Consider the following 21801-nt stretch of genomic DNA (forward strand, 5'->3'; position numbering starts at 1 on the left):
GCATACCGATTTAGATGGGGCTGAAAAACGAAAAAGCCACCCTAAGGTGGCTTTCTCTTAAAACACTGAGCAAGCGTGAATCAGTAAGCCTTGCCAGTTTTGTAGAAGTGCTCGTAGCAGAAGTTGGTCGCCTCGATGTAGCCTTCGGCGCCACCGCAGTCGAAACGCTGACCTTTGAACTTGTAGGCAATCACGCAGCCGTCTTTAGCCTGCTTCAACAGGGCGTCGGTGATCTGGATCTCGCCACCCTTGCCTGGCTCGGTTTCTTCGATCAGCTTGAAGATGTCCGGCGTCAGGATGTAACGGCCGATGATCGCCAGGTTCGACGGTGCATCTTCCGGTGCCGGTTTCTCGACCATGTCACGTACGCGGATCAGGCCATCACCAATGTCGTCACCGGCGATCACGCCGTACTTGTTGGTTTCGGTCGGGTTCACTTCCATGACCGCAACGATGGTGCAGCGGTATTTCTGGTACAGCTTGACCATCTGGGTCAGCACGCCGTCGCCTTCCAGGTTGACGCACAGGTCGTCCGCCAGTACCACGGCGAACGGTTCGTCACCGATCAGCGGGCGGCCGGTCAGGATCGCGTGGCCAAGGCCTTTCATCTGGGTTTGACGGGTGTAGGAGAACGAGCACTCGTCGAGCAGTTTACGGATGCCGACCAGGTATTTTTCCTTGTCGGTGCCCTTGATCTGGTTTTCCAGCTCGTAGCTGATATCGAAGTGGTCTTCCAGCGCGCGCTTACCACGGCCGGTGACGATGGAAATTTCGTTCAGGCCGGCATCCAGTGCCTCTTCGACGCCGTACTGAATCAGTGGCTTGTTCACCACCGGCAGCATCTCTTTGGGCATGGCTTTGGTCGCTGGCAAGAAGCGAGTGCCGTAACCGGCTGCTGGGAACAAGCATTTCTTGATCATATGAGTCCTTACAAAGGGCTGTGCGTACGGAATTCGGCGCAGTCTAATCAGGCCGCAGTCACCTTACAATGGGTCCTGCTGGCGTTGCGATGTCAACATAGAGAAAAAATGTCGGCGTAAGTTCCACTTATCTTCCGACAAGTACCTTCACCCTCGACAGGCAAACAACCTACAAGCCAGTGTTTCTGAGGGCTACATCCTTTTTAGCATGCTTTCAGGCCGAGGGTACTGATGTGGAATAACTTCGGCGGGCACAGGCTATTTGGCGCTATCATTACGCCCTTGAACCAGACCACGAGATTGTTAATAGATGTCAGAACCAAAAGGTGTAAACGGCTACTTGGTCACGAAGCGCGCAGACGGCTGGCACTTGATCAACTTCCACGGTGACAGCGTCGCCGGGGTATTCGAGACCGAAGCCATGGCGATTGCCGTCGCCGAAGTGTTTGTGGATGAAGCCGGTCACGCATCGAGCAAGCGACCGAAGGGCAAGTAAGCACATTCGCCCCGCGCACAAAGCCCCGTTAAGCGGGGCTTTTTTGTGTTTGTCTGTACCTTGATGGCCGTTCGCTATAATCTGCTGCCAACGCCCCACGACAGTGTCAGCGCCCCTTCAACACCCTCGACGACGACCCACACATGAACAAGATTCTGGCACTGACCGCGGCCCTCGCGCTGATGACCGGCTGCACCACCACCTCCGACACTTACCTCAAAAACGGCGAGCAAGGCCTGACCATTGACTGTTCAGGCGAGGCCAACTCGTGGGCCAGTTGCTACGAAAAAGCCGACGCTTCCTGCGCTGGCACCGGCTATCGCATTGTCGGCACCGACGGCACACCCTCGCTGAAAGAAAGCGACAAAACCCTGGGCAAGGACGTTGGCAACTACAAGAGCCGCAGCGTAGTTGTGGTCTGCAAGTAAGTCGCCGGTCTACAGGTGAATTTCAGCGAACTTGATCCCCAGTTCGCGCAACAGCGCTATCAAGTCATCCAGGCGCGGGAACGACTCGACCTCATCCTGTTCATCCACCAGGAAGTAACTGCGCCCGCCGCTTTTCTTGAAAAACACGATCCACTCACCCAGGTCGGCAGGGTTCTGAATGACATGGGTGGCCGATATCTGGCCCTCGGCATAGCGGGCTTTGACGTGTTCACGTTTCATGGCGGTTTCCCGAAAAAGACACATGCCGCGCAACCTCAAGGCTTGCGCGGCATGTTTGGCATTGAATAGCCGACAGTTTAACGGATGCCCTGGCCAATCAACACGCCATCAACGGTTTGCCCGTACAGATTGACGCCATCGTTGGCGTGAAACTTCACGCGGGTTTTCTCCACCGAGCCCTCCACCAGGCGCGGGTCCTGCGGCCGCTCATGGCTGTTGACGTAAGCGGCGACGTCCCAGGCCTGCTGATCGCTCAAGCTGCCGCCCTTGCCCAATGGCATGTTGTGCTTGATGAAAGAGGCCGCCGTGTTGATTCGGTGCATGCCGGCGCCCCAGTTGTAGGAGTCTTTACCCCAAAGTGGCGGCATGACAAAGCTGTCACCGACCTTCTGCCCCTGCCCTTCGCCGCCATGGCATACCGCACATTGCCCCTTGTAGACCTCGGCGCCCTGAGCCAGGTTGTAGCCATTGGCCGGTTGCGCAACATCGGGATAACCACGCCCCGGCAGCTCCACACCCAAAGGCGCCTTGCTGGCCAGCCAGTAGGCATACACCGACAGCGCGGTAATCTCCGGGCTGTCGGCCGCCGGGGGTGTGCCGCCGTTCATGCTGAATTGGAAGCAACCCTGTAAACGCTCGGCGAAGGTGTTGACCTTGTCATTCTTCTTCCGATAGGCCGGGTACATCGGGTACGCGCCCCACAGCGGTGCCGAGTTGGCGAGGCGGCCCTGGTCCAGATGGCAGTTGCTGCAGTTGAGCCCGTTGCCGACAAATTGCGGCGCCAGGCGCTGGGTGTCGACGAACAACGCGTAACCCTGCCGGACCAATTTGCCGTAGGCGTTGTCAGGCAATTCGCTTTCTTGAGGCGGCTGGAATTGACTGGCCACCGGGTGCGCGGCAGCGGGCGGCAATTGCGACTGGTCTTCCATGGCGATCGTGGCGGCATGGGCCGGCAGTGCCAGCAGCAGGCTCAGCGCGGGTGCAAACAGGCAGGGCTTCATGGCTTGGCCTCCACGGGCAGCGACGCGAAGTAGTGGGCGACGCCCTGCACTTCCTCGGGAGTCAGGGATTTGGCGATGTGGCCCATCAAGTCATTGGGGTCATTACGTCGAGTGCCGTTCTGCCAGGCTGTCAATTGCGCGGCGAGGTAGGCGGCAGGCTGGCCGGCCAACGCTGGGAACGCGTCGCCAACGCCCACCCCCGCAGGCCCATGGCAGCTGACGCAGGCGGGAATCTGCCGCTCCCAGGCGCCTTGCAAGGCGAGTTTCTGCGCTGCGTTGCCGGGCATTTCGCTGCGCGGCACCGTGGCAGGCGCCGCAAATGGCATCGCCGCCACGGCCTGGCTGACTGCCGCAATTTCGGCTTCAGTCAACGCCTTGGCCAGCGGCTGCATCACCGGGTTGCTGCGTGCGCCGCTGCTGAAGTCCGTCAGTTGTTTACGCACATACGCTGCCGGCAAACCCGCCAAGCGCGGGAAGCCCGCTGCGGCAAGTCCCAACCCATCGGCGCCGTGGCAGGCCACGCAGGGCATGGCACCCGGCTGTGAACCGCCTTCGGTGAATATCTTTTTCCCATCCAGCGCGTAGGCGTTGCCTAGCAACAGCAACAACGCGCCGCCCATTAACACTCGTTCCAGAGACATCATCACGGCTCCATTTTTATAGTTATATGCTTAGCCCACAATCGCATAAGCCTACAAATGGTAGGGTAATGACCTGCTCCCCACAACACCCAAAATCAGCACAAAAAAAAGCCCGGTGCTGCAGCTGCAGCGCCAGGCTTTTTTATCGGATTGAGTGCGCGGGATGAACCGGCAAGACTCAGCCGGAGATACATTCCTCTGCGGCTTTCTTCACGTCGCCGGGGCGGATGGGTACATTGGACATGCTTTCATACAGCTTGATGCTGCTGCCACTGGAGCGCTCCTCGATTTCGAAGATTGCCGAAGGGTCAGCCGAGAATTTCTGCGGCACAATCACCTGCACACCGTCCTTATGCGGTTCGATCTGCGGCGGACGACGGGTTTCCGCCAATTTGTGTACAACGCACGCCGCATATTCCTGCGGCTTCTTCCCTGAAATGACCACCAATGTTGGCGGGGTCTGCTTGATATCTGCAACCGAAGCACATCCACCTAACGCCAAGGCCAGAACCAACACACTCCACTTCATACTAAAACCTCCGATAAAGACCCTACGACAGCGCAGAGAGGTATTTTCTCCCGCCAATGTAGGATTTATCTCTGAAAACACGGTGAATAACTGTTTTAAATTGTCGAAGTCGTCGACGACGACCCGATAATAAACTCGCTGGGGCTGATAAACTCCATCTTAACCTACGTATCATTCTGATTTTTCAGAAAAAGCCCTTCTGGAGACACCCGCATGAAATTCATCCACCAGCGCGAGCACCTCAACGAGGGCGACATCGTTGTCATCGAATGCTCGCAGACCTGCAACATTCGCCTGATGAGCGATGCCAACTTTCGCAGCTTCAAGAACGGTGGCCGCCACACCTACCATGGCGGCGCATTCGATAAATTCCCGGCGAAGATCACCGCACCCAGCACCGGTTTCTGGAACATTACCCTGGACGTGGTGACGCGCCGCGCCATCAGCGTTACGCGCAAACCGGCGTTGTCCCATAAAATTCGCATCGTTCGGCGCACCAGCACCAAGCTGAGCTGACCCGCACACTCGACAGGAAAACCGCTGTGACTACCACGACCAAATACGTCATCAAGTACAAGCTCAACGGCGAGCGTCGCTTCGAATTCGCGCAATTGCACAACAACGACGTCGAAGAAGCCAAGCAAGCCCTGGCGAAAATTCACGACGCCGAAGACAAAATCACCGACATCAACGTGAGCAAGGCGCTGTAAGCCATGCCAGGCCCTACTGGCGATCTGTTCGGCGATGAAGCCCTGCAACAACCCGCAGGGCGCGAACAGATCGGCGAAGAGTCCTACGTATTACGGGGCTATGCCCTGCCCTGGATCGAGCGCCTCTTACCTGAATTGCGGCGGATACTGGCCCAGTCACCGTTTCGGCAGATGGTCACACCCGGTGGCTTTACCATGTCGGCGGCGCTGAGCAGCTGCGGCGAGTTGGGCTGGACCACCGACAGTAGCGGCTACCGTTACAGCCCGCTGGACCCGCGCAGCCAGCAACCCTGGCCGGCGATGCCCGACACCCTGCGCCAACTGGCCGCGCAGGCCGCACACGAGGCCGGCTTCAGCGACTTCGACCCGGACGCCTGCCTGATCAACCGCTACGTGCCGGGTGCCAAAATGTCCCTGCACCAGGACAAGAATGAACGTCGCTACAATGCCCCGGTGGTCTCCGTGTCCCTGGGCCTGCCGGCGATTTTCCTGTTCGGCGGCCATGAACGCGGCGACCGCACGCAAAAGATCTCGCTGTTTCACGGCGATGTGGTGGTCTGGGGCGGCGTTGATCGCTTGCGTTTTCATGGGGTGATGCCAATCAAGGACGGCGTGCACCCGATCATGGGCCCGCAACGCATCAACCTGACCTTTCGCACCGCCGGTTAATTTGACCGCAAGCTTCAGAGTGTCGAGAGGTCCCCGCGCGGTTAATCTGCCCGTGACCCGTCAAGAGTGCAGGCCATGAACAACCAACAAGACCCCCGCTGGGCCGCCATCGTCGCCCGCGACGCCAAGGCGGACACGCTGTTCGTCTACGGCGTTAAAACGACCGGCGTGTATTGCCGCCCCAGTAGCGCCTCGCGTTTGCCACGCCCGGAAAACATCGAATTCTTCGACACGCCGCAGCAAGCCGAAGCCGCAGGGTATCGTCCCAGCAAGCGCGCCTCCGGTGACCAGACGCAATTGGCTGCGCACCACGCGCAACTGGTGGCCGATGCCTGCCGGCAAATCGAACAGGCTGAAACCCCGCCCAGCCTGGATTCACTCGCACGCCGCGCCGTATTGAGCCCGTTCCATTTCCATCGCGTGTTCAAAGCCATCACTGGCCTGACCCCAAAGGCTTACGCCAGCGCCCTGCGTTCGCGCAAAGTACGCGATGGCCTGAAGGGCCAGCATTCAGTGACCGATGCGCTGTATGACGCGGGCTTCAATTCCAACAGCCGCTTTTATGAGTCCGCTGACCAGCTACTCGGCATGAAGCCCAGCGACTACAAGGCCGGCGGCACCAACAGTGAAATTCGTTTTGCCGTGGGCCAGTGCTCGCTGGGGGCAATTCTGGTGGCCCAGAGCCAACGCGGTGTGTGCGCGATTTTGCTCGGAGATGACCCGGACAAACTGGTGCGCGACCTGCAAGACCAATTCCCCAAGGCCGAACTGGTCGGCGCGGACCGCGACTTCGAACAGTTGATCGCCCAGGTCGTGGGCTTTATAGAGGCGCCCGCACTAGGTCTGGATTTGCCCCTGGATTTACGCGGCACCGCGTTTCAGGAACGGGTGTGGCAGGCACTGCGCGAAATCCCGGTGGGCAGCACCGCCAGCTACGCGCAGATTGCCCAGCGCATCGGCGCACCGAAGTCCTTTCGCGCCGTGGCCCAAGCCTGTGGCGCTAACCACTTGGCCGTGGCGATCCCCTGCCATCGCGTGGTGCGCAGCAATGGCGAGCTGTCGGGCTACCGCTGGGGCGTTGAGCGCAAGCGCCAGTTGCTGGAGCGCGAAACCCGCTGAACCGCTGGCGGATGCCGATGCAGATCAGCGCCACGTCATCCGCCTAATACACCTCGAAGTCGGTGACACGCCGTGTTGGGGCCTGCCATCAACTCACGAGGGCTCACGAAACTGCGCCTTCGTCCAGTGAATAAAACAGACTGGCCCGGTGCCAATGACCCTGCTAAAACAGCGAAAAGCCCTACTAACGCTGGAGACGCATCCCATGAGCACCTGGCCAGACACGCGAATTCTCGACCTGCTTGGCATTGAAGTGCCGATCATCCAGGCCCCCATGGCCGGGGCAACCACAACGGCCATGGTGATTGCCGCCAATGAAGCCGGCGCGCTGGGCTCGATGCCCGCCGCCGCGCTGACGATCGAGCAATTGCGCGAGGCCTTGGCTACGATTCGCCAGGCCAGCTCGCGCCCTATCAACGTGAATTTCTTCTGCCATCAACCGCCCGCAGCCGATGCTGCACGCGACCGCCGCTGGAAGGACTTGCTGGAGCCCTACTACCGCGAACTCGGTGCCGATTTTGACGCACCAACCCCCGTGTCCAACCGCGCACCGTTCAATGACGCCGCCTGCCAAGTGGTCGAGGAATTTCGCCCCGAAGTGGTGAGCTTTCACTTTGGTCTGCCGGAAAAAGCCTTGCTTGACCGCGTAAAAGCCACCGGCGCCAAGGTGCTGTCATCGGCCACCACCGTGGAAGAAGCGATCTGGCTGGAACAGCATGGCTGCGACGCCATCATTGCGATGGGGATTGAAGCAGGCGGGCATCGGGGTTTGTTCCTCAGCGACGACCTGAATACCCAGATCGGCCTGATGGCGCTGGTGCCGCAAATCGTCGATGCGGTCAGCGTGCCGGTGATTGCCGCTGGCGGTATTGCGGATGCGCGCGGCCTTGTCGCGGCATTCGCCCTGGGCGCCAGCGCGGTGCAAATCGGCACGGCTTACCTGTTTACCCCCGAAGCCAACGTCAGCGCGTCCCACCACTCTGCGTTGCGCCACGCCCAGGCCAGCGAAACCGCGCTGACCAACCTGTTCACCGGCCGCCCGGCGCGTGGCATCGTCAATCGTGTGATGCGTGAACTCGGTGCGATCAACCCGGCCGCTCCCGCGTTTCCCACGTCCGGTGGTGCGTTGATGCCACTTAAAGCCAAGGATGAAGCCGGTTTCAGCAACCTGTGGTCCGGCCAGGCGTTACGCCTGGGCAGAGACATCTCCACTTATGCGCTGACCCGCGAATTGGCCGCGCAGGCACTGGCCAGGTTCAAATAGAACTAACGCCTGGGGCAACTTTGCACTGTACCGGCAATGGCCAACCGCTATATATTCCCATACATAGCGGTTACGCCTTCTAACTATAACGCGCCGTACACCTTCAAAGGAGCTGCTTCATGATGATCCGCGCCTCACGCCTCGCCCCTGCCCTGATTGCCGCCTTTGCCCTGGGCTCGGCCCACGCCGATGAAGTGCAAGTCGCCGTCGCCGCCAACTTCACTGCGCCGATCAAGGCGATTGCCGCCGACTTCGAAAAAGACACCGGCCACACACTCGTCGCGGCCTACGGCGCCACCGGCCAGTTCTACACACAGATCAAAAACGGCGCGCCGTTCGAAGTGTTCCTCAGCGCGGATGACACCACGCCGAAAAAGCTCGATGACGAAGGCGCCACCGTCAAAGGTTCGCGCTTTACCTACGCGGTCGGCACCCTGGCGCTTTGGTCGGCCAAGGAAGGTTACGTCGACGCCAAAGGCGAGGTGCTGAAGAACAACGCATACCAGCACCTGTCCATCGCCGATCCAAAAACCGCACCTTACGGCCTCGCCGCCACCCAAGTGCTGGCCAAGGAAGGGCTGACCGAAAAGGTCGCGCCTAAACTGGTCACCGGGCAGAACATCACCCAAGCCTTCCAGTTCGTCTCCACCGGTAACGCGGAGCTGGGCTTCGTCGCTCTGTCGCAGATTTATAAAGACGGCAAAGTCACCAGCGGTTCGGCGTGGATCGTGCCGGCTGCCCTGCATGACCCGATCAAGCAGGACGCGGTGATCCTCACCAAGGGTAAAGACAGCGCCGCTGTCAAAGCCCTGGTCGAGTACCTCAAAGGCCCGAAAGCCGCTGCGGTGATCAAGTCCTACGGTTACGAGTTGGCCCAGTAAATGCCGCTGTCGAGTGCCGATTTTTCTGCGATTTGGCTGACCATTAAACTGGCGTCACTGACCACTGTGATCCTGTTGGTCATCGGCACTCCGATTGCCCTGTGGTTGTCGCGCACCCGTTCCTGGTGGCGCGGCCCCATCGGGGCGATTGTCGCGCTGCCGTTGGTGTTGCCCCCCACGGTGATCGGTTTCTACCTGCTGCTGACCATGGGCCCGAACGGCTATTTCGGCCAGTTCACGCAATGGCTGGGCCTGGGCACCCTGACGTTCAGCTTTGCCGGGCTGGTGATTGGCTCGGTGATCTATTCCATGCCGTTTGTGGTGCAGCCGTTGCAAAACGCCTTCTCCGCCATCGGGACGCGCCCGCTGGAAGTGGCCGCTACGCTGCGCGCCAATCCTTGGGACACGTTTTTCACGGTGATCCTGCCCCTGGCTCGCCCAGGCTTTATCACCGCGTCGATTCTGGGCTTTGCCCACACTGTCGGTGAATTTGGCGTGGTGCTGATGATCGGCGGCAATATCCCCAACAAGACCCGCGTGGTCTCGGTGCAGATCTACGACCACGTCGAAGCCATGGAATATGCCCAGGCCCATTGGCTGGCAGGCTCCATGGTGGTGTTCGCCTTCCTCGTATTGCTGGCGCTCTACTCCAGCCGTAAAACCAAGATGGGCTGGAGCTGATCGCCATGATTGATGTACGCCTGCAAATGCAATACTCGGGCTTTGCGCTGGATGTGGACTTGAAGTTGCCCGGCCGTGGCGTAACCGCGTTGTACGGGCATTCCGGCTCGGGCAAAACCACCTGCTTGCGCTGCATCGCCGGGCTGGAGCGGGCCGAGGACGGCTTTGTGCAGATCAACGATGACGTCTGGCAAGACAGCCGCAACGGCGTGTTCGTGCCGCCGCACAAGCGTGCGTTGGGTTATGTGTTCCAGGAAGCGAGCCTGTTTCCCCATCTGTCAGTGCGGGCCAACCTGGAGTTCGGCCTCAAGCGCATTCCACGCACGCTTCGCCGCGTGGACATGGCTCACGCCACTGAACTGCTGGGCATCGGCCACTTGCTTGAGCGCCATCCGCAGCACTTGTCCGGCGGTGAGCGCCAGCGCATCGGCATCGCCCGCGCGTTGCTCACCAGCCCGCAACTATTACTCATGGATGAACCGCTGGCGGCCCTCGACAGTAAACGCAAAAGCGAGATCCTGCCGTACCTCGAACGTCTGCACGATGAGCTGGATATTCCGCTGCTGTACGTCAGCCATGCCCAGGACGAAGTGGCGCGGCTGGCCGATCACATCGTTTTGCTCAGCGACGGCAAGGCCCTGGCCAGCGGCCCGATTGGCGAAACCCTGGCGCGGCTGGATTTGCCCCTCGCCTTGGGCGACGACGCCGGCGTGGTGATCAATGGCAGCGTCAGCGCCTACGACGAACACTACCAATTGCTCACGTTGCAGTTGCCCGACAGCGCCTTATCGATACGCGTTGCCCATGCGCCGCTGGCGTTGGGCAAACAGCTGCGCATCAAGGTGCAGGCGCGCGATGTGAGCCTGAGCTTGCAGGCGCAGGAAGCCAGCAGCATCCTCAACCGCTTGCCGGTGACGGTGGCCGAGGAGATTTCGGCGGACAACAACGCCCATGTGCTGGTGCGCCTGGATGCCGGCGGCACGCCGTTGCTGGCGCGGATTACGCGCTTCTCCCGCGACCAGTTGCAGCTGCATCCCGGCCAGGCGTTGTGGGCGCAAATCAAGGCGGTTGCGGTGCTCGCGTAAGTATTTGGCACCCGCGCAAAACCCTGCGGTCAATCAGACATACCGGCCTGATTACCGATAAGGAATTTGCACCATGCCCGACGCCGCGCTGCCTGCCGACCTGCCCCGCGACTTGCATTACGTTGACGACACCCAACCCGGGATCCGCCGCAAGAAGGTGCGCGGCAAGTTCCAGTATGTCGACGCCAAAGGCCAGACCATCACCGATGCCGATGAAATCAAACGCCTGAATGCTCTGGCCGTGCCGCCGGCCTACACCGATGTATGGATCTGCGCCGACCCGCGTGGCCATCTGCAAGCCACCGGCCGCGATGCGCGCGGGCGCAAGCAGTACCGCTATCACGCGCGCTGGCGTGAAGTGCGCGATACCGACAAGTATTCGCGCCTGCAAGAGTTCGGCAACGCCTTGCCGAAACTGCGTAAACAATTGGAGGCGCAAATCGCCGAGCCCGGCTTCACCCGGGAAAAAGTCCTGGCCACGGTGGTGATGCTGCTGGACGCGACACTGATCCGCGTCGGCAATACGCAATACGCCCGCGATAACAAATCCTACGGGCTGACCACCTTGCGCACCCGCCATGTGGACATCAAGGGCAGCGAGATCAAGTTTCAGTTTCGCGGCAAGAGCGGCGTCGAGCATCAGATCAGCGTCAAGGACCGGCGCCTGGCCTCGGTGGTCAAGCGTTGCCTCGAATTGCCCGGGCAAAACCTGTTTCAGTACTTGGATGAGGACGGCGAACGCCATACCGTCAGCTCCCACGACGTTAACGCTTACCTGCACAGCCTCACCGGCGCAGACTTCACCGCCAAGGACTATCGCACCTGGGCCGGCACCGCCATGGCGCTGGCGGTGTTGCGCGAATTGCAGTGGCAGCCCGAGTCGGATGCCAAGCGCCATGTGGTGGCAATGGTCAAGGACGTCGCCAAACAGCTGGGCAACACCCCGGCGGTGTGCCGCAAGTGCTATATCCACCCGGCCGTGCTGGAGCATTTCAGCCTTGGCGAGCTGTCCAAACTGCCCAAGCCACGGGTGCGCAAGGGCTTGAAAGCCGAAGAAGTCGCACTGGCGATGTTCCTCGAGCAACTGGCTGCGGACTTGCCGAAGAAAGCCAAGGTGGGTTAGCCTCTGAATCCCGTCTGACTCCCGGGATGACCGCCGACGTGAACAACTAAGCCTTCCAAAATGTACCTGCAACGAGCCGCCTGGCGCGCTTGTTGGCCTGTTCGACATTTTTTGGAGGTGCTGATGACTGACGTCAACCGGCTGCCCGTACTCGTTTCCCTGCAACACCTGACATTCCAGTTCGCCGATGGCGCGACCTTGCTGGAAGACCTCACCCTGTCGATCGATCACACGCCCACCGGGATTGTCGGCCGTAATGGCCGTGGCAAAAGCATCCTCGCCAAACTGATCGCCGGGCTGCTGGCGCCCTCCTCCGGCACGCTGAAAGGCTCGGCCAGCGTGGCCTACGTCGCGCAGACACTCGCTGTTCAACCCGGTGCAACCCTCGCCGATGTGACGGGCACCGCCGAGGTATTGGCCGCCCTTGAACGCATGGCCCGGGGCGAACCCCAGGCGCACGACCTGGCGCTGATCGACGACCGCTGGGACCTCGCCCAGCAGCTGCGCACTGCGCTGGACGCCGCAGGCTTGCCCCACCTCGATGCGCACACGCCAGCCGAGCAACTCAGCGGCGGCCAACTGGCCAGAATCGCAGTGATCGGTGCGCTGTTGGCAACGCCGCAACTGCTGATTCTTGATGAGCCCACCAACCACCTCGACAGCGTCGGCCGTGACTGGCTGCTGAGCGTCCTCGGCGCGTGGCGCGGCGGCCTGGTGGTGGTCAGTCATGATCGGCAGTTGCTCAACGCCATGGGCCGCATCATTGAACTCTCGCCACTGGGTGTTCAGGTGTACGGCGGCAACTATGATGCCTACCGCTTGCAGCGCGACGCGCAGCAACACGCCGCCCTCGCCGCCCTGGAACACGCACGCCTGGCGCGTAGCCGCGAGCGCCGTCGCCTGCAAAAAGATCATGACAGCCTGCAGCGCAATGCCGCCCGCGCGCGTAAGCACGCAGAAACCGCCAACGTCACCGGGTTTACCAAGGCACGCTGGAAAGGCGCCGCGAAGGAGATTGTCAGCACTGTGCGCAGTGAACATCGCGCGTATAAACATGAACTGGATGGGCAGGTGCGCCAGGCCTATGAACGCGTCGTCGATGAACCGCCGACGCTGTTGGCCCTGCCCGGCTCGGCAGTGCCCAACGGCCGTCACGTACTGACGCTGCATAACGCCCAACTGCCGTGGCTGGCCCCGCAAGCGCCTTCAACTTACCTCACGCTCAACCTCATGGGCCCGCTACGCATTGCCGTGTGCGGGCCGAATGGTTGCGGTAAATCCACGCTGCTCAAGCTGCTGGCGGATCACTGGCAGGCAGTCAGCGGCGAATGCAGTGTGTACGTGCCCAGCGCGTATATCGATCAGCACCTGGCATTGCTGGACGACCATCGCTCCATCGTCGAACAGCTCAACCTGCTCGATACGCCCTTGGCCGAAGCCGAACTGCGCACGCGCCTGGCGTTGCTGCATCTGGACGCACTGCAGGTGACGCAGCCGGCAGGCCGATTGAGTGGCGGTGAGCGCCTGAAAGCCGCCATGGCGATTGCCTTGTGGCGCGAGGTGCCGGCGCAGTTGCTGTTGTTGGATGAGCCGACCAACCACTTGGACCTGCAGTCGGTACTCGCCTTTGAACAGGCGTTGCAGGGTTTTAACGGGGCGATGATGGTGGTGTCCCATGACGAGGCGTTTGTGCAAGCTATCCGGCCGACGCACCATTTGAACTGGCAAGCTGAAGGCTGGCGACTGCAAGGTGTGTGAGGTCATTGCATGCGCGCTCAAAGCGTCCTACGGTAGTGGCCGAATAATCTCACCCGGGAGTCCAGCACCATGCTGCCTGCAGCGCGTACACCCTACGCCAATGCCGCCCTCGCCCATCGTCAGCGTTGGCGAGGGCGGGTCGGTTTAATGTTGGTGGCGAGCCTTTCCGTGCTGGCCGGCATGACCGATGCCATCGGCTTTATGGCCAGCGGCGATTTTGTCTCGTTCATGAGCGGCAATACCACGCGGCTGGCGGTGGCGATTGGCGCGGGTGATGTGGGCCTGTCGGGACGCTTGCTGTTGCTGGTCGCGATGTTCGTGGTCGGCAACGCCCTGGGCGTGGTGGTCAGCCGCCTGGCCAAACGGCATGCGCTGCCTTTGCTGTTGTGCATTGCGGCGTTGTTGTGCGGCGCGGCCTTGTGGCCTTTAGTCGATACCTTGCCGGCGTTGCTCGCAGCGATTATCGCCATGGGCATGCTCAATGCGGCCGTGGAAGAGGTCAACGGGTTGCCGGTGGGCCTGACGTATGTGACGGGCGCGCTGTCACGCTTTGGTCGCGGGCTGGGGCGCTGGATGCTGGGGGAGCGGCGCAATGGTTGGCGGGTGCAGTTGATCCCGTGGGCCGGAATGTTTGTCGGCGCGGTGATCGGCGCACTGCTGGAGCAGCAACTGGGCCTCAAGGCGCTGCTGGTCAGTGGCGCATTGGCGGCGGTGCTGGGGGTGGTGTCGCTGAAGATTCCCCGGCGCTGGCACTTGGGTTACATGCCGCGATAAGGATAAAAAGAGGCCCGCCCGACGTTTCGGCCTCGACATCCGTGTACCGGTAAAGAGCCATCACGTCGAGCGAGCGGGTGGAATGATAAGCGAATGTCCGGCGGCTGTCCCGCCGGGCATTTCCGAAAACCACTAAGGCAACGGCCTACAGGCAAGTCGCGAGTGCGGCGAGGCGGCGTTTAGCCGGCATCGTGTCGTCGCCCGCGAAGTAGTTCACGCTGGAACCGGCGCCTGCGCTGCGCACGTCGACAAAATAGTCGCCGCCGGTGGTGTACACCGTGAAGCCGCCGGTTTCGAGCGGTTCCTTGAAGCCACCGGCGTCAACGCCGAATACCGCTTCGTCCTGCCAGCCGAACTGGATGCATTGGGCAACCACCAGTGGGGCCTTTTCCGACGCCAGGGTTTTGTAAGGCGTACCGGTGCGCGCCTCCTTCATCTTCGAGCCCGCGCAACCGGACAGTGCTGCCACTATCAGTGCGCCAATTACCACCTTCCGCATGCCATCGCCTCCTTGGAAAAACCGCGACTCTATCATTTGCAGGCGGCATTCAAGGATTATTACGTCAAGGCGGAAGCCAGGAAGAAGGCGTTACCGGCCGCCGAATGAATTTTGTTTCACTGTGAAGGGAGGCGGCGCTGCCTATAGTTGCCAGGCTCATTTTTAAGAAGTCTCCCTTCTGCCCGCCCTCCCGCGGGCTTTTTTTTGCCTGCGCGGTGCGCAATGTGGGAGCTGGCTTGCCTGCGATGCGGGCGCCGCGGTGTACCAGTGGCCACCCGTGGATGCCATCGCAGGCAAGCCAGCTCCCACAGAAGAACAGATCTGCTGTGTTCGCGACTCAGAGCCACCAGCGAAACAGATAGAACAACCCCATGCTCAGCAGCACCGTGATCAACACACTGCGCGTCCAGAACATCAATGCCACCGCGCAGATACCCGCCAGCAAGTAAGGATTGGCCGGGCTCAGGTTGAGCGTGTGGTCGGCGAGAAAAATAATCGGCCCACAAATCGCCGTCAGCATCCCCGGCACCGCGAACCCGAGAAACTCCCGCGCGCCGCGATTGAGCCGCACCGGCAACCGCGGCTCAATGAACACGTAGCGGTTGAAAAACACCACCAGGCCCATGGCCACAATCATCACGTAAATCATCGCTGCCCCACTCCCAGCCGCTTGCAGGCAAACCCCGCGCTCATCCCCAACACACCCGACACCACCACCGCCGACTCCCAGTGCAAGTAACTCAACCACACCGAGCACAACAGCGACACCGCCACACACACCACCGTGGGCACGTCGCGTACCACCGGGGTGATCAAGGCGATAAAGGTCGCGGCAATCGAAAACTCCAGCCCCAACTGGTCCAGGCCGGGAATGCTTTTGCCCAGCACGATGCCGGCCAGGGTAAACAGGTTCCAGATGATATAGAACGTCAGGCCGACGCCCAGGGCGTACCAGCGGTTGAACGTCTCACGGTCATAGTGATTGACCAGCGCAAAGAATTCGTCGGTCAGCAAAAACCCCAGGCTCATGCGCCACCGCGCGTTGAGCGACGACAATGTCGGGCGCATGTGCATGCCATAGAGCAGATGCTGGGAAGTCAGCAGCAAGGTGGTCAGCACGATTGAAATCAGGCTGGCGCCACTTTTGACCATGCCGATTGCGACTAACTGCGCGGCACCGGCAAACACGATGGCGGACAAACCTTGGGCCTGCAGCGGGGTAAATTGCGCATCGATGGCCATGGAACCGGCCAGCAGCCCCCAAGGCGCACAAGCAAGAGATAACGGAATGACGGCAATCGCGCCGCGCCCGAAGGCGTAATGAGGTAAGGCTGTAGGCATGGAGACGGCTCATCGACAGACAGTCGACAAGCATGCCAGCGCGATAAGGGTATTGTCTTGAACGATCGTGCTCAGGCGAGCTTGACCGAGACCTGCTCCACCGAGTCACGCGCTTCGCGCAGCTCATAAGCATCTTGGTTGAGCCGGTGAATCGTATTAAGCAGGCGTTGGCGCAGCACTTCGTCGCCGAGTTTTTCCACGGCGCGCATCAGGTCAAACGCCGCAGTTTCGTTATTGTCCGCGACGGAATCGAGGGTCTTGCGCAGGTTGCGAGTGGCACGGGTCACGCGGGTTCTTCCTTCATCAGCAATGGGCAGGCACTTTAGGACATTCGTGTTTCATTTTAATTTCAGTCACTTGTGGCTGATTTGGTGGCATTTGATCCACGTCAATCGAATTCAGGATTTGACCTACATATATGGCTATACGTATATTCGGCCAGCCATATATGCGAAGACCTCGACATGCCGGACCTTATCTCCCCGCCCACCCTGTTCAAATGCCTGGCCGATGCCACCCGCGCGCGATTGACGTTATTGATCCTGCGTGAAGGCGAACTTTGCGTGTGCGAACTGATCCATGCTCTGGACGACAGCCAGCCAAAAATCTCCCGTCACCTGGCGCAACTGCGCAGTTGCGGGCTTTTGCTGGACCGTCGTCAGGGCCAATGGGTCTATTACCGCATCAACCCGGCACTGCCCACTTGGGTGACACACGTGCTGGAAACTACCTTGCAAGCCAACCAGCCATGGTTGCAAAACGACGCGCAGCGTCTTGATGCAATGGGCGACAGACCACAACGGGCCAGCACCTGCTGCTGAGCCATCGGAGCGTTTATTCATGCTTGTCGCAATTGCGATTTTTATCTTCACCATCGTTTTGGTCATCTGGCAGCCCAAAGGCTTGGGCGTTGGCTGGAGTGCAACCATGGGCGCGATCCTGGCCCTAGCGTGCGGGGTGATCAGCCTGGCGGATATCCCGGTGGTGTGGCACATCATCTGGAACGCCACCGGCACCTTTGTTGCGCTGATCATCATCAGCCTGCTGCTCGATGAGGCCGGGTTCTTCGCCTGGACCGCGTTGCATGTGGCGCGTTGGGGCCGAGGGCGTGGCCGGCGCCTGTTCGCCTATATGGTGCTGCTCGGTGCGTTGGTGTCGGCACTGTTTGCCAACGACGGCGCGGCGTTGATCCTCACGCCCATCGTGATGTCGATGCTGCTGGCCCTGCGCTTTTCCCCGGCGGCGACCCTGGCCTTCGTGATGGGCGCGGGGTTTATCGCCGACACGGCGAGCTTGCCGCTGGTGGTGTCGAACCTGGTGAACATCGTCTCGGCGGATTATTTCAAGATCGGCTTCAACGAGTACGCGGCGGTGATGGTGCCGGTGAACGTCGTCAGCGTTGCAGCAACCCTGGCAGTGTTGCTGTGGTTCTTCCGCCGCGACATTCCACAGGCCTATGACCCGGCAGACCTGGATGACCCGACCAGCGCCATCCATGACCGTGCGACCTTTCGCGCCGGTTGGTGGGTGCTTGGTATTTTGTTGATCGGCTGTTTCGCCCTGGAACCGCTGGGCATTCCCATCAGTGCGATTTCCGCCGTGTGCGCTGTGCTCCTGCTGGTGATCGCCGCCAAGGGCCACAAAATCTCCACGCGCAAAGTGCTGAAAGACGCCCCGTGGCAAATCGTGATCTTTTCCCTGGGCATGTACCTGGTGGTCTACGGCCTGCGTAACGCCGGCTTGACCACCTACCTGGCGACCTGGCTCGACACCTTCGCCACCTACGGCGTGTGGGGCGCAGCCATGGGCACCGGCGTGCTGACCGCGCTGCTGTCGTCGGCGATGAACAACTTGCCGACGGTGCTGATCGGCGCGCTGTCCATCGAATCCAGCCATGCCGTGGGCGTGGTCAAGGACGCGATGATCTACGCCAACGTCATCGGCAGCGACCTGGGCCCGAAAATCACCCCGATCGGCAGCCTGGCCACCTTGTTGTGGCTGCATATCCTCGCGCGCAAAGGCATCACCATCACCTGGGGTTACTACTTCAAGGTCGGGATTGTGCTGACCTTGCCCGTGCTGTTGATCACCCTGGCCGCACTCGCTTTGCGCCTGAGCATTTGAAGGAAATAGCCATGAAAGTCCTGTTTATGTGTACCGCCAATAGCTGCCGCAGCTTCTTGTCCGAGGCGGTGTTCAACCATTTGGCGCCGCAGGGCTTCGAAGCGATCAGCTCCGGCAGCTTCCCCAAGGGCCAGGTGCTGCCGCGCAGCCTGAGCACGCTGCAGGCGGCGGGTATCAGCACCGAAGGGCTGTACAGCAAGGGCAATGATGCCTTTGAAGGCAGCCCGCCGGACGTGGTCATCACCGTGTGTGACAAGGCGGCCGGGGAAGCCTGCCCGGTATATTTCGGCCCGGCGGTTAAAGCGCACTGGGGGTTGGAAGACCCGTCGGAACTGCACGCTGACGACGCCCGCGTCGACGCCGCGTTTAACGCCACACTCGACATCATCGCCACACGTTGCCAGGCGTTTTTCGCCCTGCCCTTTGCTCAACTCAGCCCGCCTGAATTGAAAGCTGAACTCGACCGCATCGCGCAGTTGTAGCCGGAGACGCTCATGACCACCCTGCCCAATCTCGACACAACGCTCGTCAACCCGATGCCTGCCGAACCGCCGCACCCGCCGCGCATTCTGTTGCTTTACGGCTCCACGCGCGCGCGCTCATTCAGCCGCTTGCTGGTCGAGGAAGCCGCGCGCCTGTTGCGTCACTTCGGTGCCGATACGCGAGTTTTCAACCCGTCCGGTCTGCCGCTGCCGGACGATGCGCCCAACGATCACCCCAAGGTTCAGGAGCTGCTGGACCTGATGCAATGGTCTGAAGGCCAGGTGTGGTGCTCGCCGGAACGTCACGGCTCGATGTCGGCGGTATTCAAGGCACAACTCGACTGGGTACCACTGGCCCTCGGCGCCGTGCGGCCCACGCAGGGCAAAACCTTGGCGGTAATGCAAGTGTCCGGCGGTTCGCAATCGTTCAACACCGTTAACCAACTGCGCGTACTGGGGCGTTGGATGCGCATGTTCACCATCCCCAATCAATCCTCGGTGCCCAAGGCGTTCATGGAGTTCGATGACCAGGACCGCATGAAGCCTTCCGCGCTCTATGATCGTGTCGTCGATGTGATGGAGGAATTGGTGAAGTTCACCCTGTTGCTGCGCGATCGCCCTGATCTGGTCGACCGCTACTCGGAACGCAAGGAAAGCGCCGCTGAACTGTCACAGCGCGTCAATCAGCGGTCGATCTGAGCCACACTGGCGGCGTATGCTCATGCCCACCCTCTAACCGAGTGATAGCGATGAGCGCCGTGCAACACGCCTGGCTGGGCAATTACGAAGTCAGCAGCACCACCTGCACCGGCCTGACCTTTGCCCGCCACAGCCATGATGAATGCGTGATCGGCGTAAACCTCGTGGGCGAGGAAAAAGTCTGGCTCGACCGCCGCGAATTCGACGCCGGCCCCGGCAGTATTACCTTGTACAACCCAGGGCAGATTCAGGGTGGCGGCGCGGCGGACTGCGCGCCTTGGCAGTTCGTCAGCCTGTACATCACGGCTGCTCAGTTAGCGGCGGATCTAGGCCTGGCGCATGTGGAATTTGAACGCTCGCTGTGCTTTCAACCCGAGCTGGCGCAGCGCCTGGCGGCGGCGGTAAAAGGCGCCTTGAGCGGCGATGTATTGGTGCGCGAACTGAATGAAGACGCTTTGGTTTTGCTGCTGGGTGAAGTGGTCGGCGTGAGCGGTGTGCGCCTGCCCGGCGCGGCGAAAACCGGCACCAGCCTGATCAGCCGCGCGCAGGAATTGCTCGCCGCACAGTTGCACCAGTCGACGCCTCTGGAGCAATTGGGCGATGAACTGGGCCTGTCCAAATTCCACCTGTTGCGTACCTTTCAGAAAGAAACAGGGTTAAGCCCCAGGCAATGGGCCATGCAACTGCGCACCTGCCGTGCCAAAGGCCTGTTGCGCAACGGCGCCTCGGCCAGCGCCGTCGCCCATGACCTGGGCTTTGCCGACCAGAGCCACCTCAATCGACATTTCCGTGCCGCGTATGGCATCACGCCAGGCCGCTATCAAAGCGTGTTGAAGCGCTAAAAGCGCAATCTGGTTCAAGACGCCTGCACGCCGCACCAGCACACTGTTCGCCTGATTTGAAGGAAAGCGAGCATGTTGACGATCTTCGTTTACGCATTGGTATTCGGTTTTGTGTTTTGCCTCTCCCCGGGCGCGGTGCTGGCCGAGACGTTGCGCCGAGGCCTGCTCCACGGCTTTACCCCGGCCTTGCTGGTACAGGTCGGCTCGCTGGTGGGCGACGCCGTGTGGGCAGTCATTGGCCTCACCGGTATCGCCCTGCTGATTCAGCATGACGCGGTGCGTGTGCCGCTGACTGTCGTATGCGCGCTGTACCTGGCCTGGCTGGGCGTGCGCAGTTTGCTCGATGCCTGGCACTTGCCCGCAACGGACACCGCACCGGCCAGCTCCGGGCAGAACGCGCTGGCGGTGGGTGCGGCGATTTCCCTGGCTAACCCGAAGAACATCGTCTACTGGGGCGCGCTGGGCAGCGCCTTGTCCGGCATCGTCGGCGCCACGCCGAGCCATGGGCAAACCCTGATGTTTTTTGCCGGGTTCATGTTGGCGTCGGTGCTCTCATGTTTTCTGATCGCAGCGTTGGTCAATCTGTTACGCAATAACGCATCGCCGCTGTGGCAGCGCATCAGTTACGGTGCGTGTGGCGTAGTGTTGATCTATCTGGCTGTTCTGGCGGCACAGGGTATATGAAGTTATATACCTCGCAAGTTGCTGCGCGCTTATCTGAATGAACTCTGAACACGGGTTAATTTAATTAATCATGCGTTGACATTTTGTAACCGTCTGAGTAGATTGCCCGTGCCCGCAACTGGGGCCTTTTTTAAACCTCACAAAAGAAGCCAATGGACACAGTATCTAGTCGCTGTCCGAGCACCGCATTAGCGGGCATCGGGCGCCAAACCCAGAATATGACAGGACTCGCCTTCCAGGTCCGGTAAGCTGCGCTAGAGCTTGATGCTCCACCGTAACTGCCTCACCGGTCGCCCGTCCGGTCCCGAGGTGTGTTATGACCTTCCAACTCCTTGTTTTGCCCGATGTACGTACGCTAGCCGCAGCCCTGCGTGCCAAGCTGTGCCGCGAGCCTGTGGGCTTTTCGCCTACTCGCACTGCCTTTGCTGCACCCTCTTCCCAACTGCGTCCGGCGCCCCCGCTGGCGCGCTGGCGTGTCTGCCCTGACAGCGGTCAACTGCTGCAGCACTGGGACCACGCCGACCCCCAAGACCCGCAGAGACCTCAGGTTTCCACCCTGGCTCAAGCCAGCGTGCTGCTCGGTGTTTACCTGAGCCTGCGCGCCGCTTAAACCGGCTGGAAACAGCAACTTTCTGATTAACAGTCTGGAGTTCTTTATGAACACGTCCAGTAGTAGCCCGCTGCGCGTTAGTTAACTAACGCGCGTCTGGCGGGCGCTGTAGAAGTTATGTGAACACCTTATTTAAACCGATCGCGAAGTCCGCGGCTCGGCATGCTTTCGCTCGCCTGTATTCAGGTAAGTACCGGGTAT

Annotated in this window: 29 protein-coding genes; 20 read left to right on the forward strand and 9 right to left on the reverse strand. The window is 60.7% G+C overall.

Annotation, left to right across the window (positions count from 1 at the left end; all coding sequences use genetic code 11):
- Positions 1-80 precede the first annotated feature (80 nt).
- Positions 81-920: a UTP--glucose-1-phosphate uridylyltransferase GalU gene (gene galU, locus PspR76_RS15840; protein WP_003173830.1), complete on the reverse strand. Its 840-nt coding sequence runs from the start codon at positions 918-920 to the stop codon at positions 81-83.
- Between the two features lie 310 nt (positions 921-1230).
- Between galU and PspR76_RS15845 the strand changes: the two genes are divergently transcribed.
- Both PspR76_RS15845 and PspR76_RS15850 read left to right on the forward strand, forming a co-directional pair.
- Complete coding sequence (locus PspR76_RS15845) at positions 1231-1416, forward strand: hypothetical protein (protein WP_159956666.1); 186 nt, start codon at positions 1231-1233, stop codon at positions 1414-1416.
- 143 nt (positions 1417-1559) lie between these two features.
- Positions 1560-1844, forward strand: coding sequence for a hypothetical protein (locus PspR76_RS15850; protein WP_159956668.1), 285 nt, complete (start codon positions 1560-1562; stop codon positions 1842-1844).
- Positions 1845-1853: 9 nt separating this feature from the next.
- Here PspR76_RS15850 and PspR76_RS15855 read toward each other — a convergent pair whose 3' ends face one another.
- The 4 genes from PspR76_RS15855 to PspR76_RS15870 form a co-directional block, all read right to left on the reverse strand.
- Complete coding sequence (locus tag PspR76_RS15855) at positions 1854-2084, reverse strand: hypothetical protein (RefSeq protein ID WP_159956670.1); 231 nt, start codon at positions 2082-2084, stop codon at positions 1854-1856.
- A gap of 77 nt (positions 2085-2161) precedes the next feature.
- Positions 2162-3085, reverse strand: coding sequence for a c-type cytochrome (locus tag PspR76_RS15860; RefSeq protein WP_159956672.1), 924 nt, complete (start codon positions 3083-3085; stop codon positions 2162-2164).
- The gene (locus tag PspR76_RS15865; RefSeq protein ID WP_159956674.1) at positions 3082-3729 is read right to left on the reverse strand and encodes a c-type cytochrome; all 648 of its coding nucleotides are present in this window, start codon (positions 3727-3729) and stop codon (positions 3082-3084) included. Before PspR76_RS15865 ends, PspR76_RS15860 begins: the two co-directional genes overlap by 4 nt.
- A gap of 175 nt (positions 3730-3904) precedes the next feature.
- Positions 3905-4255, reverse strand: a complete 351-nt coding sequence (locus PspR76_RS15870; protein WP_159956676.1) for a hypothetical protein — start codon at positions 4253-4255, stop codon at positions 3905-3907.
- A gap of 213 nt (positions 4256-4468) precedes the next feature.
- On the opposite strand from PspR76_RS15870, the gene PspR76_RS15875 reads away from it, so the two are divergent.
- The 11 genes from PspR76_RS15875 (at position 4469) to PspR76_RS15920 (ending at position 14319) form a co-directional block, all read left to right on the forward strand.
- The gene (locus PspR76_RS15875) at positions 4469-4771 is read left to right on the forward strand and encodes a DUF1883 domain-containing protein (RefSeq protein WP_003173824.1); all 303 of its coding nucleotides are present in this window, start codon (positions 4469-4471) and stop codon (positions 4769-4771) included.
- A 26-nt stretch (positions 4772-4797) separates the two neighbouring features.
- Positions 4798-4965 (forward strand): hypothetical protein, encoded by a 168-nt coding sequence (locus PspR76_RS31065; protein WP_174245631.1) that lies wholly within the window; start codon positions 4798-4800, stop codon positions 4963-4965.
- A 3-nt stretch (positions 4966-4968) separates the two neighbouring features.
- Positions 4969-5634: a DNA oxidative demethylase AlkB gene (alkB, locus tag PspR76_RS15880; RefSeq protein WP_159956678.1), complete on the forward strand. Its 666-nt coding sequence runs from the start codon at positions 4969-4971 to the stop codon at positions 5632-5634.
- A gap of 75 nt (positions 5635-5709) precedes the next feature.
- Positions 5710-6753 (forward strand): bifunctional DNA-binding transcriptional regulator/O6-methylguanine-DNA methyltransferase Ada, encoded by a 1044-nt coding sequence (ada, locus tag PspR76_RS15885; RefSeq protein WP_159956680.1) that lies wholly within the window; start codon positions 5710-5712, stop codon positions 6751-6753.
- Positions 6754-6958: 205 nt separating this feature from the next.
- Positions 6959-8017, forward strand: coding sequence for an NAD(P)H-dependent flavin oxidoreductase (locus PspR76_RS15890; RefSeq protein WP_159956682.1), 1059 nt, complete (start codon positions 6959-6961; stop codon positions 8015-8017).
- Positions 8018-8136: 119 nt separating this feature from the next.
- A complete protein-coding gene (modA, locus tag PspR76_RS15895) occupies positions 8137-8898 on the forward strand; it encodes a molybdate ABC transporter substrate-binding protein (RefSeq protein WP_159956684.1) in 762 nt (253 codons plus the stop codon).
- Positions 8899-9579, forward strand: coding sequence for a molybdate ABC transporter permease subunit (gene modB / locus PspR76_RS15900; protein WP_159956686.1), 681 nt, complete (start codon positions 8899-8901; stop codon positions 9577-9579). It begins immediately after the preceding gene.
- A gap of 5 nt (positions 9580-9584) precedes the next feature.
- Positions 9585-10664 carry a molybdenum ABC transporter ATP-binding protein gene (gene modC / locus PspR76_RS15905; protein WP_159956688.1) on the forward strand — a complete coding sequence of 360 codons (1080 nt, stop codon included), beginning with the start codon at positions 9585-9587 and terminating at the stop codon, positions 10662-10664.
- Positions 10665-10737: 73 nt separating this feature from the next.
- On the forward strand, positions 10738-11787 hold the full coding sequence (locus PspR76_RS15910; RefSeq protein ID WP_159956690.1) for a DNA topoisomerase IB: 1050 nt from the start codon (positions 10738-10740) through the stop codon (positions 11785-11787).
- Between the two features lie 123 nt (positions 11788-11910).
- Positions 11911-13545 (forward strand): ATP-binding cassette domain-containing protein, encoded by a 1635-nt coding sequence (locus tag PspR76_RS15915; RefSeq protein ID WP_159956692.1) that lies wholly within the window; start codon positions 11911-11913, stop codon positions 13543-13545.
- Between the two features lie 69 nt (positions 13546-13614).
- Positions 13615-14319 carry a YoaK family protein gene (locus PspR76_RS15920; RefSeq protein WP_159956694.1) on the forward strand — a complete coding sequence of 235 codons (705 nt, stop codon included), beginning with the start codon at positions 13615-13617 and terminating at the stop codon, positions 14317-14319.
- A gap of 145 nt (positions 14320-14464) precedes the next feature.
- On the opposite strand, the gene PspR76_RS15925 is transcribed toward PspR76_RS15920, so the two are convergent.
- From PspR76_RS15925 to PspR76_RS15940, 4 genes are all read right to left on the reverse strand, one after another.
- Positions 14465-14818 (reverse strand): lipoprotein, encoded by a 354-nt coding sequence (locus PspR76_RS15925; RefSeq protein WP_159956696.1) that lies wholly within the window; start codon positions 14816-14818, stop codon positions 14465-14467.
- Between the two features lie 337 nt (positions 14819-15155).
- Positions 15156-15467, reverse strand: coding sequence for an AzlD domain-containing protein (locus tag PspR76_RS15930; protein WP_159956698.1), 312 nt, complete (start codon positions 15465-15467; stop codon positions 15156-15158).
- The gene (locus PspR76_RS15935; protein ID WP_159956700.1) at positions 15464-16159 is read right to left on the reverse strand and encodes an AzlC family ABC transporter permease; all 696 of its coding nucleotides are present in this window, start codon (positions 16157-16159) and stop codon (positions 15464-15466) included. Before PspR76_RS15935 ends, PspR76_RS15930 begins: the two co-directional genes overlap by 4 nt.
- Before the next feature lie 71 nt (positions 16160-16230).
- Positions 16231-16446, reverse strand: a complete 216-nt coding sequence (locus tag PspR76_RS15940; RefSeq protein WP_078742613.1) for a hypothetical protein — start codon at positions 16444-16446, stop codon at positions 16231-16233.
- A gap of 177 nt (positions 16447-16623) precedes the next feature.
- On the opposite strand from PspR76_RS15940, the gene PspR76_RS15945 reads away from it, so the two are divergent.
- The 7 genes from PspR76_RS15945 to PspR76_RS15975 all read left to right on the forward strand — a co-directional run bounded on the left by PspR76_RS15945 (position 16624) and on the right by PspR76_RS15975 (position 21600).
- Positions 16624-16980 (forward strand): metalloregulator ArsR/SmtB family transcription factor, encoded by a 357-nt coding sequence (locus PspR76_RS15945; RefSeq protein ID WP_159956702.1) that lies wholly within the window; start codon positions 16624-16626, stop codon positions 16978-16980.
- A gap of 19 nt (positions 16981-16999) precedes the next feature.
- Positions 17000-18283 carry an arsenic transporter gene (locus PspR76_RS15950; RefSeq protein ID WP_159956704.1) on the forward strand — a complete coding sequence of 428 codons (1284 nt, stop codon included), beginning with the start codon at positions 17000-17002 and terminating at the stop codon, positions 18281-18283.
- 11 nt (positions 18284-18294) lie between these two features.
- The gene (locus PspR76_RS15955; RefSeq protein WP_159956706.1) at positions 18295-18765 is read left to right on the forward strand and encodes an arsenate reductase ArsC; all 471 of its coding nucleotides are present in this window, start codon (positions 18295-18297) and stop codon (positions 18763-18765) included.
- Between the two features lie 12 nt (positions 18766-18777).
- A complete protein-coding gene (gene arsH, locus PspR76_RS15960) occupies positions 18778-19464 on the forward strand; it encodes an arsenical resistance protein ArsH (protein ID WP_159956708.1) in 687 nt (228 codons plus the stop codon).
- Positions 19465-19514: 50 nt separating this feature from the next.
- Entirely contained in the window at positions 19515-20306 is a 792-nt protein-coding gene (locus tag PspR76_RS15965; RefSeq protein ID WP_159956710.1) for an AraC family transcriptional regulator, read from the forward strand.
- Positions 20307-20378: 72 nt separating this feature from the next.
- Positions 20379-20990, forward strand: coding sequence for a LysE family transporter (locus PspR76_RS15970; protein ID WP_159956712.1), 612 nt, complete (start codon positions 20379-20381; stop codon positions 20988-20990).
- A 316-nt stretch (positions 20991-21306) separates the two neighbouring features.
- On the forward strand, positions 21307-21600 hold the full coding sequence (locus PspR76_RS15975; protein WP_159956714.1) for a hypothetical protein: 294 nt from the start codon (positions 21307-21309) through the stop codon (positions 21598-21600).
- Positions 21601-21801 lie beyond the last annotated feature (201 nt).

The sequence above is a fragment of the Pseudomonas sp. R76 genome, assembly GCF_009834565.1.
Taxonomy (GTDB): domain Bacteria; phylum Pseudomonadota; class Gammaproteobacteria; order Pseudomonadales; family Pseudomonadaceae; genus Aquipseudomonas.

Bases quoted from the DNA above. Each gene is read 5' to 3' on its own strand.
- PspR76_RS15935 (WP_159956700.1), bottom strand. From the start codon at position 16,159: ATGCCTACAGCCTTACCTCATTACGCCTTCGGGCGCGGCGCGATTGCC.
- PspR76_RS15965 (WP_159956710.1), top strand. From the start codon at position 19,515: ATGAGCGCCGTGCAACACGCCTGGCTGGGCAATTACGAAGTCAGCAGC.
- ada (WP_159956680.1), top strand. From the start codon at position 5,710: ATGAACAACCAACAAGACCCCCGCTGGGCCGCCATCGTCGCCCGCGAC.
- modB (WP_159956686.1), top strand. From the start codon at position 8,899: ATGCCGCTGTCGAGTGCCGATTTTTCTGCGATTTGGCTGACCATTAAA.
- galU (WP_003173830.1), bottom strand. From the start codon at position 920: ATGATCAAGAAATGCTTGTTCCCAGCAGCCGGTTACGGCACTCGCTTC.
- PspR76_RS15865 (WP_159956674.1), bottom strand. From the start codon at position 3,729: ATGATGTCTCTGGAACGAGTGTTAATGGGCGGCGCGTTGTTGCTGTTG.
- PspR76_RS15910 (WP_159956690.1), top strand. From the start codon at position 10,738: ATGCCCGACGCCGCGCTGCCTGCCGACCTGCCCCGCGACTTGCATTAC.
- PspR76_RS15930 (WP_159956698.1), bottom strand. From the start codon at position 15,467: ATGATTTACGTGATGATTGTGGCCATGGGCCTGGTGGTGTTTTTCAAC.
- PspR76_RS15875 (WP_003173824.1), top strand. From the start codon at position 4,469: ATGAAATTCATCCACCAGCGCGAGCACCTCAACGAGGGCGACATCGTT.
- PspR76_RS15970 (WP_159956712.1), top strand. From the start codon at position 20,379: ATGTTGACGATCTTCGTTTACGCATTGGTATTCGGTTTTGTGTTTTGC.
- PspR76_RS15855 (WP_159956670.1), bottom strand. From the start codon at position 2,084: ATGAAACGTGAACACGTCAAAGCCCGCTATGCCGAGGGCCAGATATCG.
- PspR76_RS15860 (WP_159956672.1), bottom strand. From the start codon at position 3,085: ATGAAGCCCTGCCTGTTTGCACCCGCGCTGAGCCTGCTGCTGGCACTG.
- PspR76_RS15845 (WP_159956666.1), top strand. From the start codon at position 1,231: ATGTCAGAACCAAAAGGTGTAAACGGCTACTTGGTCACGAAGCGCGCA.
- PspR76_RS15925 (WP_159956696.1), bottom strand. From the start codon at position 14,818: ATGCGGAAGGTGGTAATTGGCGCACTGATAGTGGCAGCACTGTCCGGT.
- modC (WP_159956688.1), top strand. From the start codon at position 9,585: ATGATTGATGTACGCCTGCAAATGCAATACTCGGGCTTTGCGCTGGAT.
- PspR76_RS15955 (WP_159956706.1), top strand. From the start codon at position 18,295: ATGAAAGTCCTGTTTATGTGTACCGCCAATAGCTGCCGCAGCTTCTTG.
- modA (WP_159956684.1), top strand. From the start codon at position 8,137: ATGATGATCCGCGCCTCACGCCTCGCCCCTGCCCTGATTGCCGCCTTT.
- PspR76_RS15945 (WP_159956702.1), top strand. From the start codon at position 16,624: ATGCCGGACCTTATCTCCCCGCCCACCCTGTTCAAATGCCTGGCCGAT.
- PspR76_RS15975 (WP_159956714.1), top strand. From the start codon at position 21,307: ATGACCTTCCAACTCCTTGTTTTGCCCGATGTACGTACGCTAGCCGCA.
- PspR76_RS15890 (WP_159956682.1), top strand. From the start codon at position 6,959: ATGAGCACCTGGCCAGACACGCGAATTCTCGACCTGCTTGGCATTGAA.
- alkB (WP_159956678.1), top strand. From the start codon at position 4,969: ATGCCAGGCCCTACTGGCGATCTGTTCGGCGATGAAGCCCTGCAACAA.
- PspR76_RS15920 (WP_159956694.1), top strand. From the start codon at position 13,615: ATGCTGCCTGCAGCGCGTACACCCTACGCCAATGCCGCCCTCGCCCAT.
- PspR76_RS15915 (WP_159956692.1), top strand. From the start codon at position 11,911: ATGACTGACGTCAACCGGCTGCCCGTACTCGTTTCCCTGCAACACCTG.
- PspR76_RS15950 (WP_159956704.1), top strand. From the start codon at position 17,000: ATGCTTGTCGCAATTGCGATTTTTATCTTCACCATCGTTTTGGTCATC.
- PspR76_RS15850 (WP_159956668.1), top strand. From the start codon at position 1,560: ATGAACAAGATTCTGGCACTGACCGCGGCCCTCGCGCTGATGACCGGC.
- PspR76_RS15870 (WP_159956676.1), bottom strand. From the start codon at position 4,255: ATGAAGTGGAGTGTGTTGGTTCTGGCCTTGGCGTTAGGTGGATGTGCT.
- arsH (WP_159956708.1), top strand. From the start codon at position 18,778: ATGACCACCCTGCCCAATCTCGACACAACGCTCGTCAACCCGATGCCT.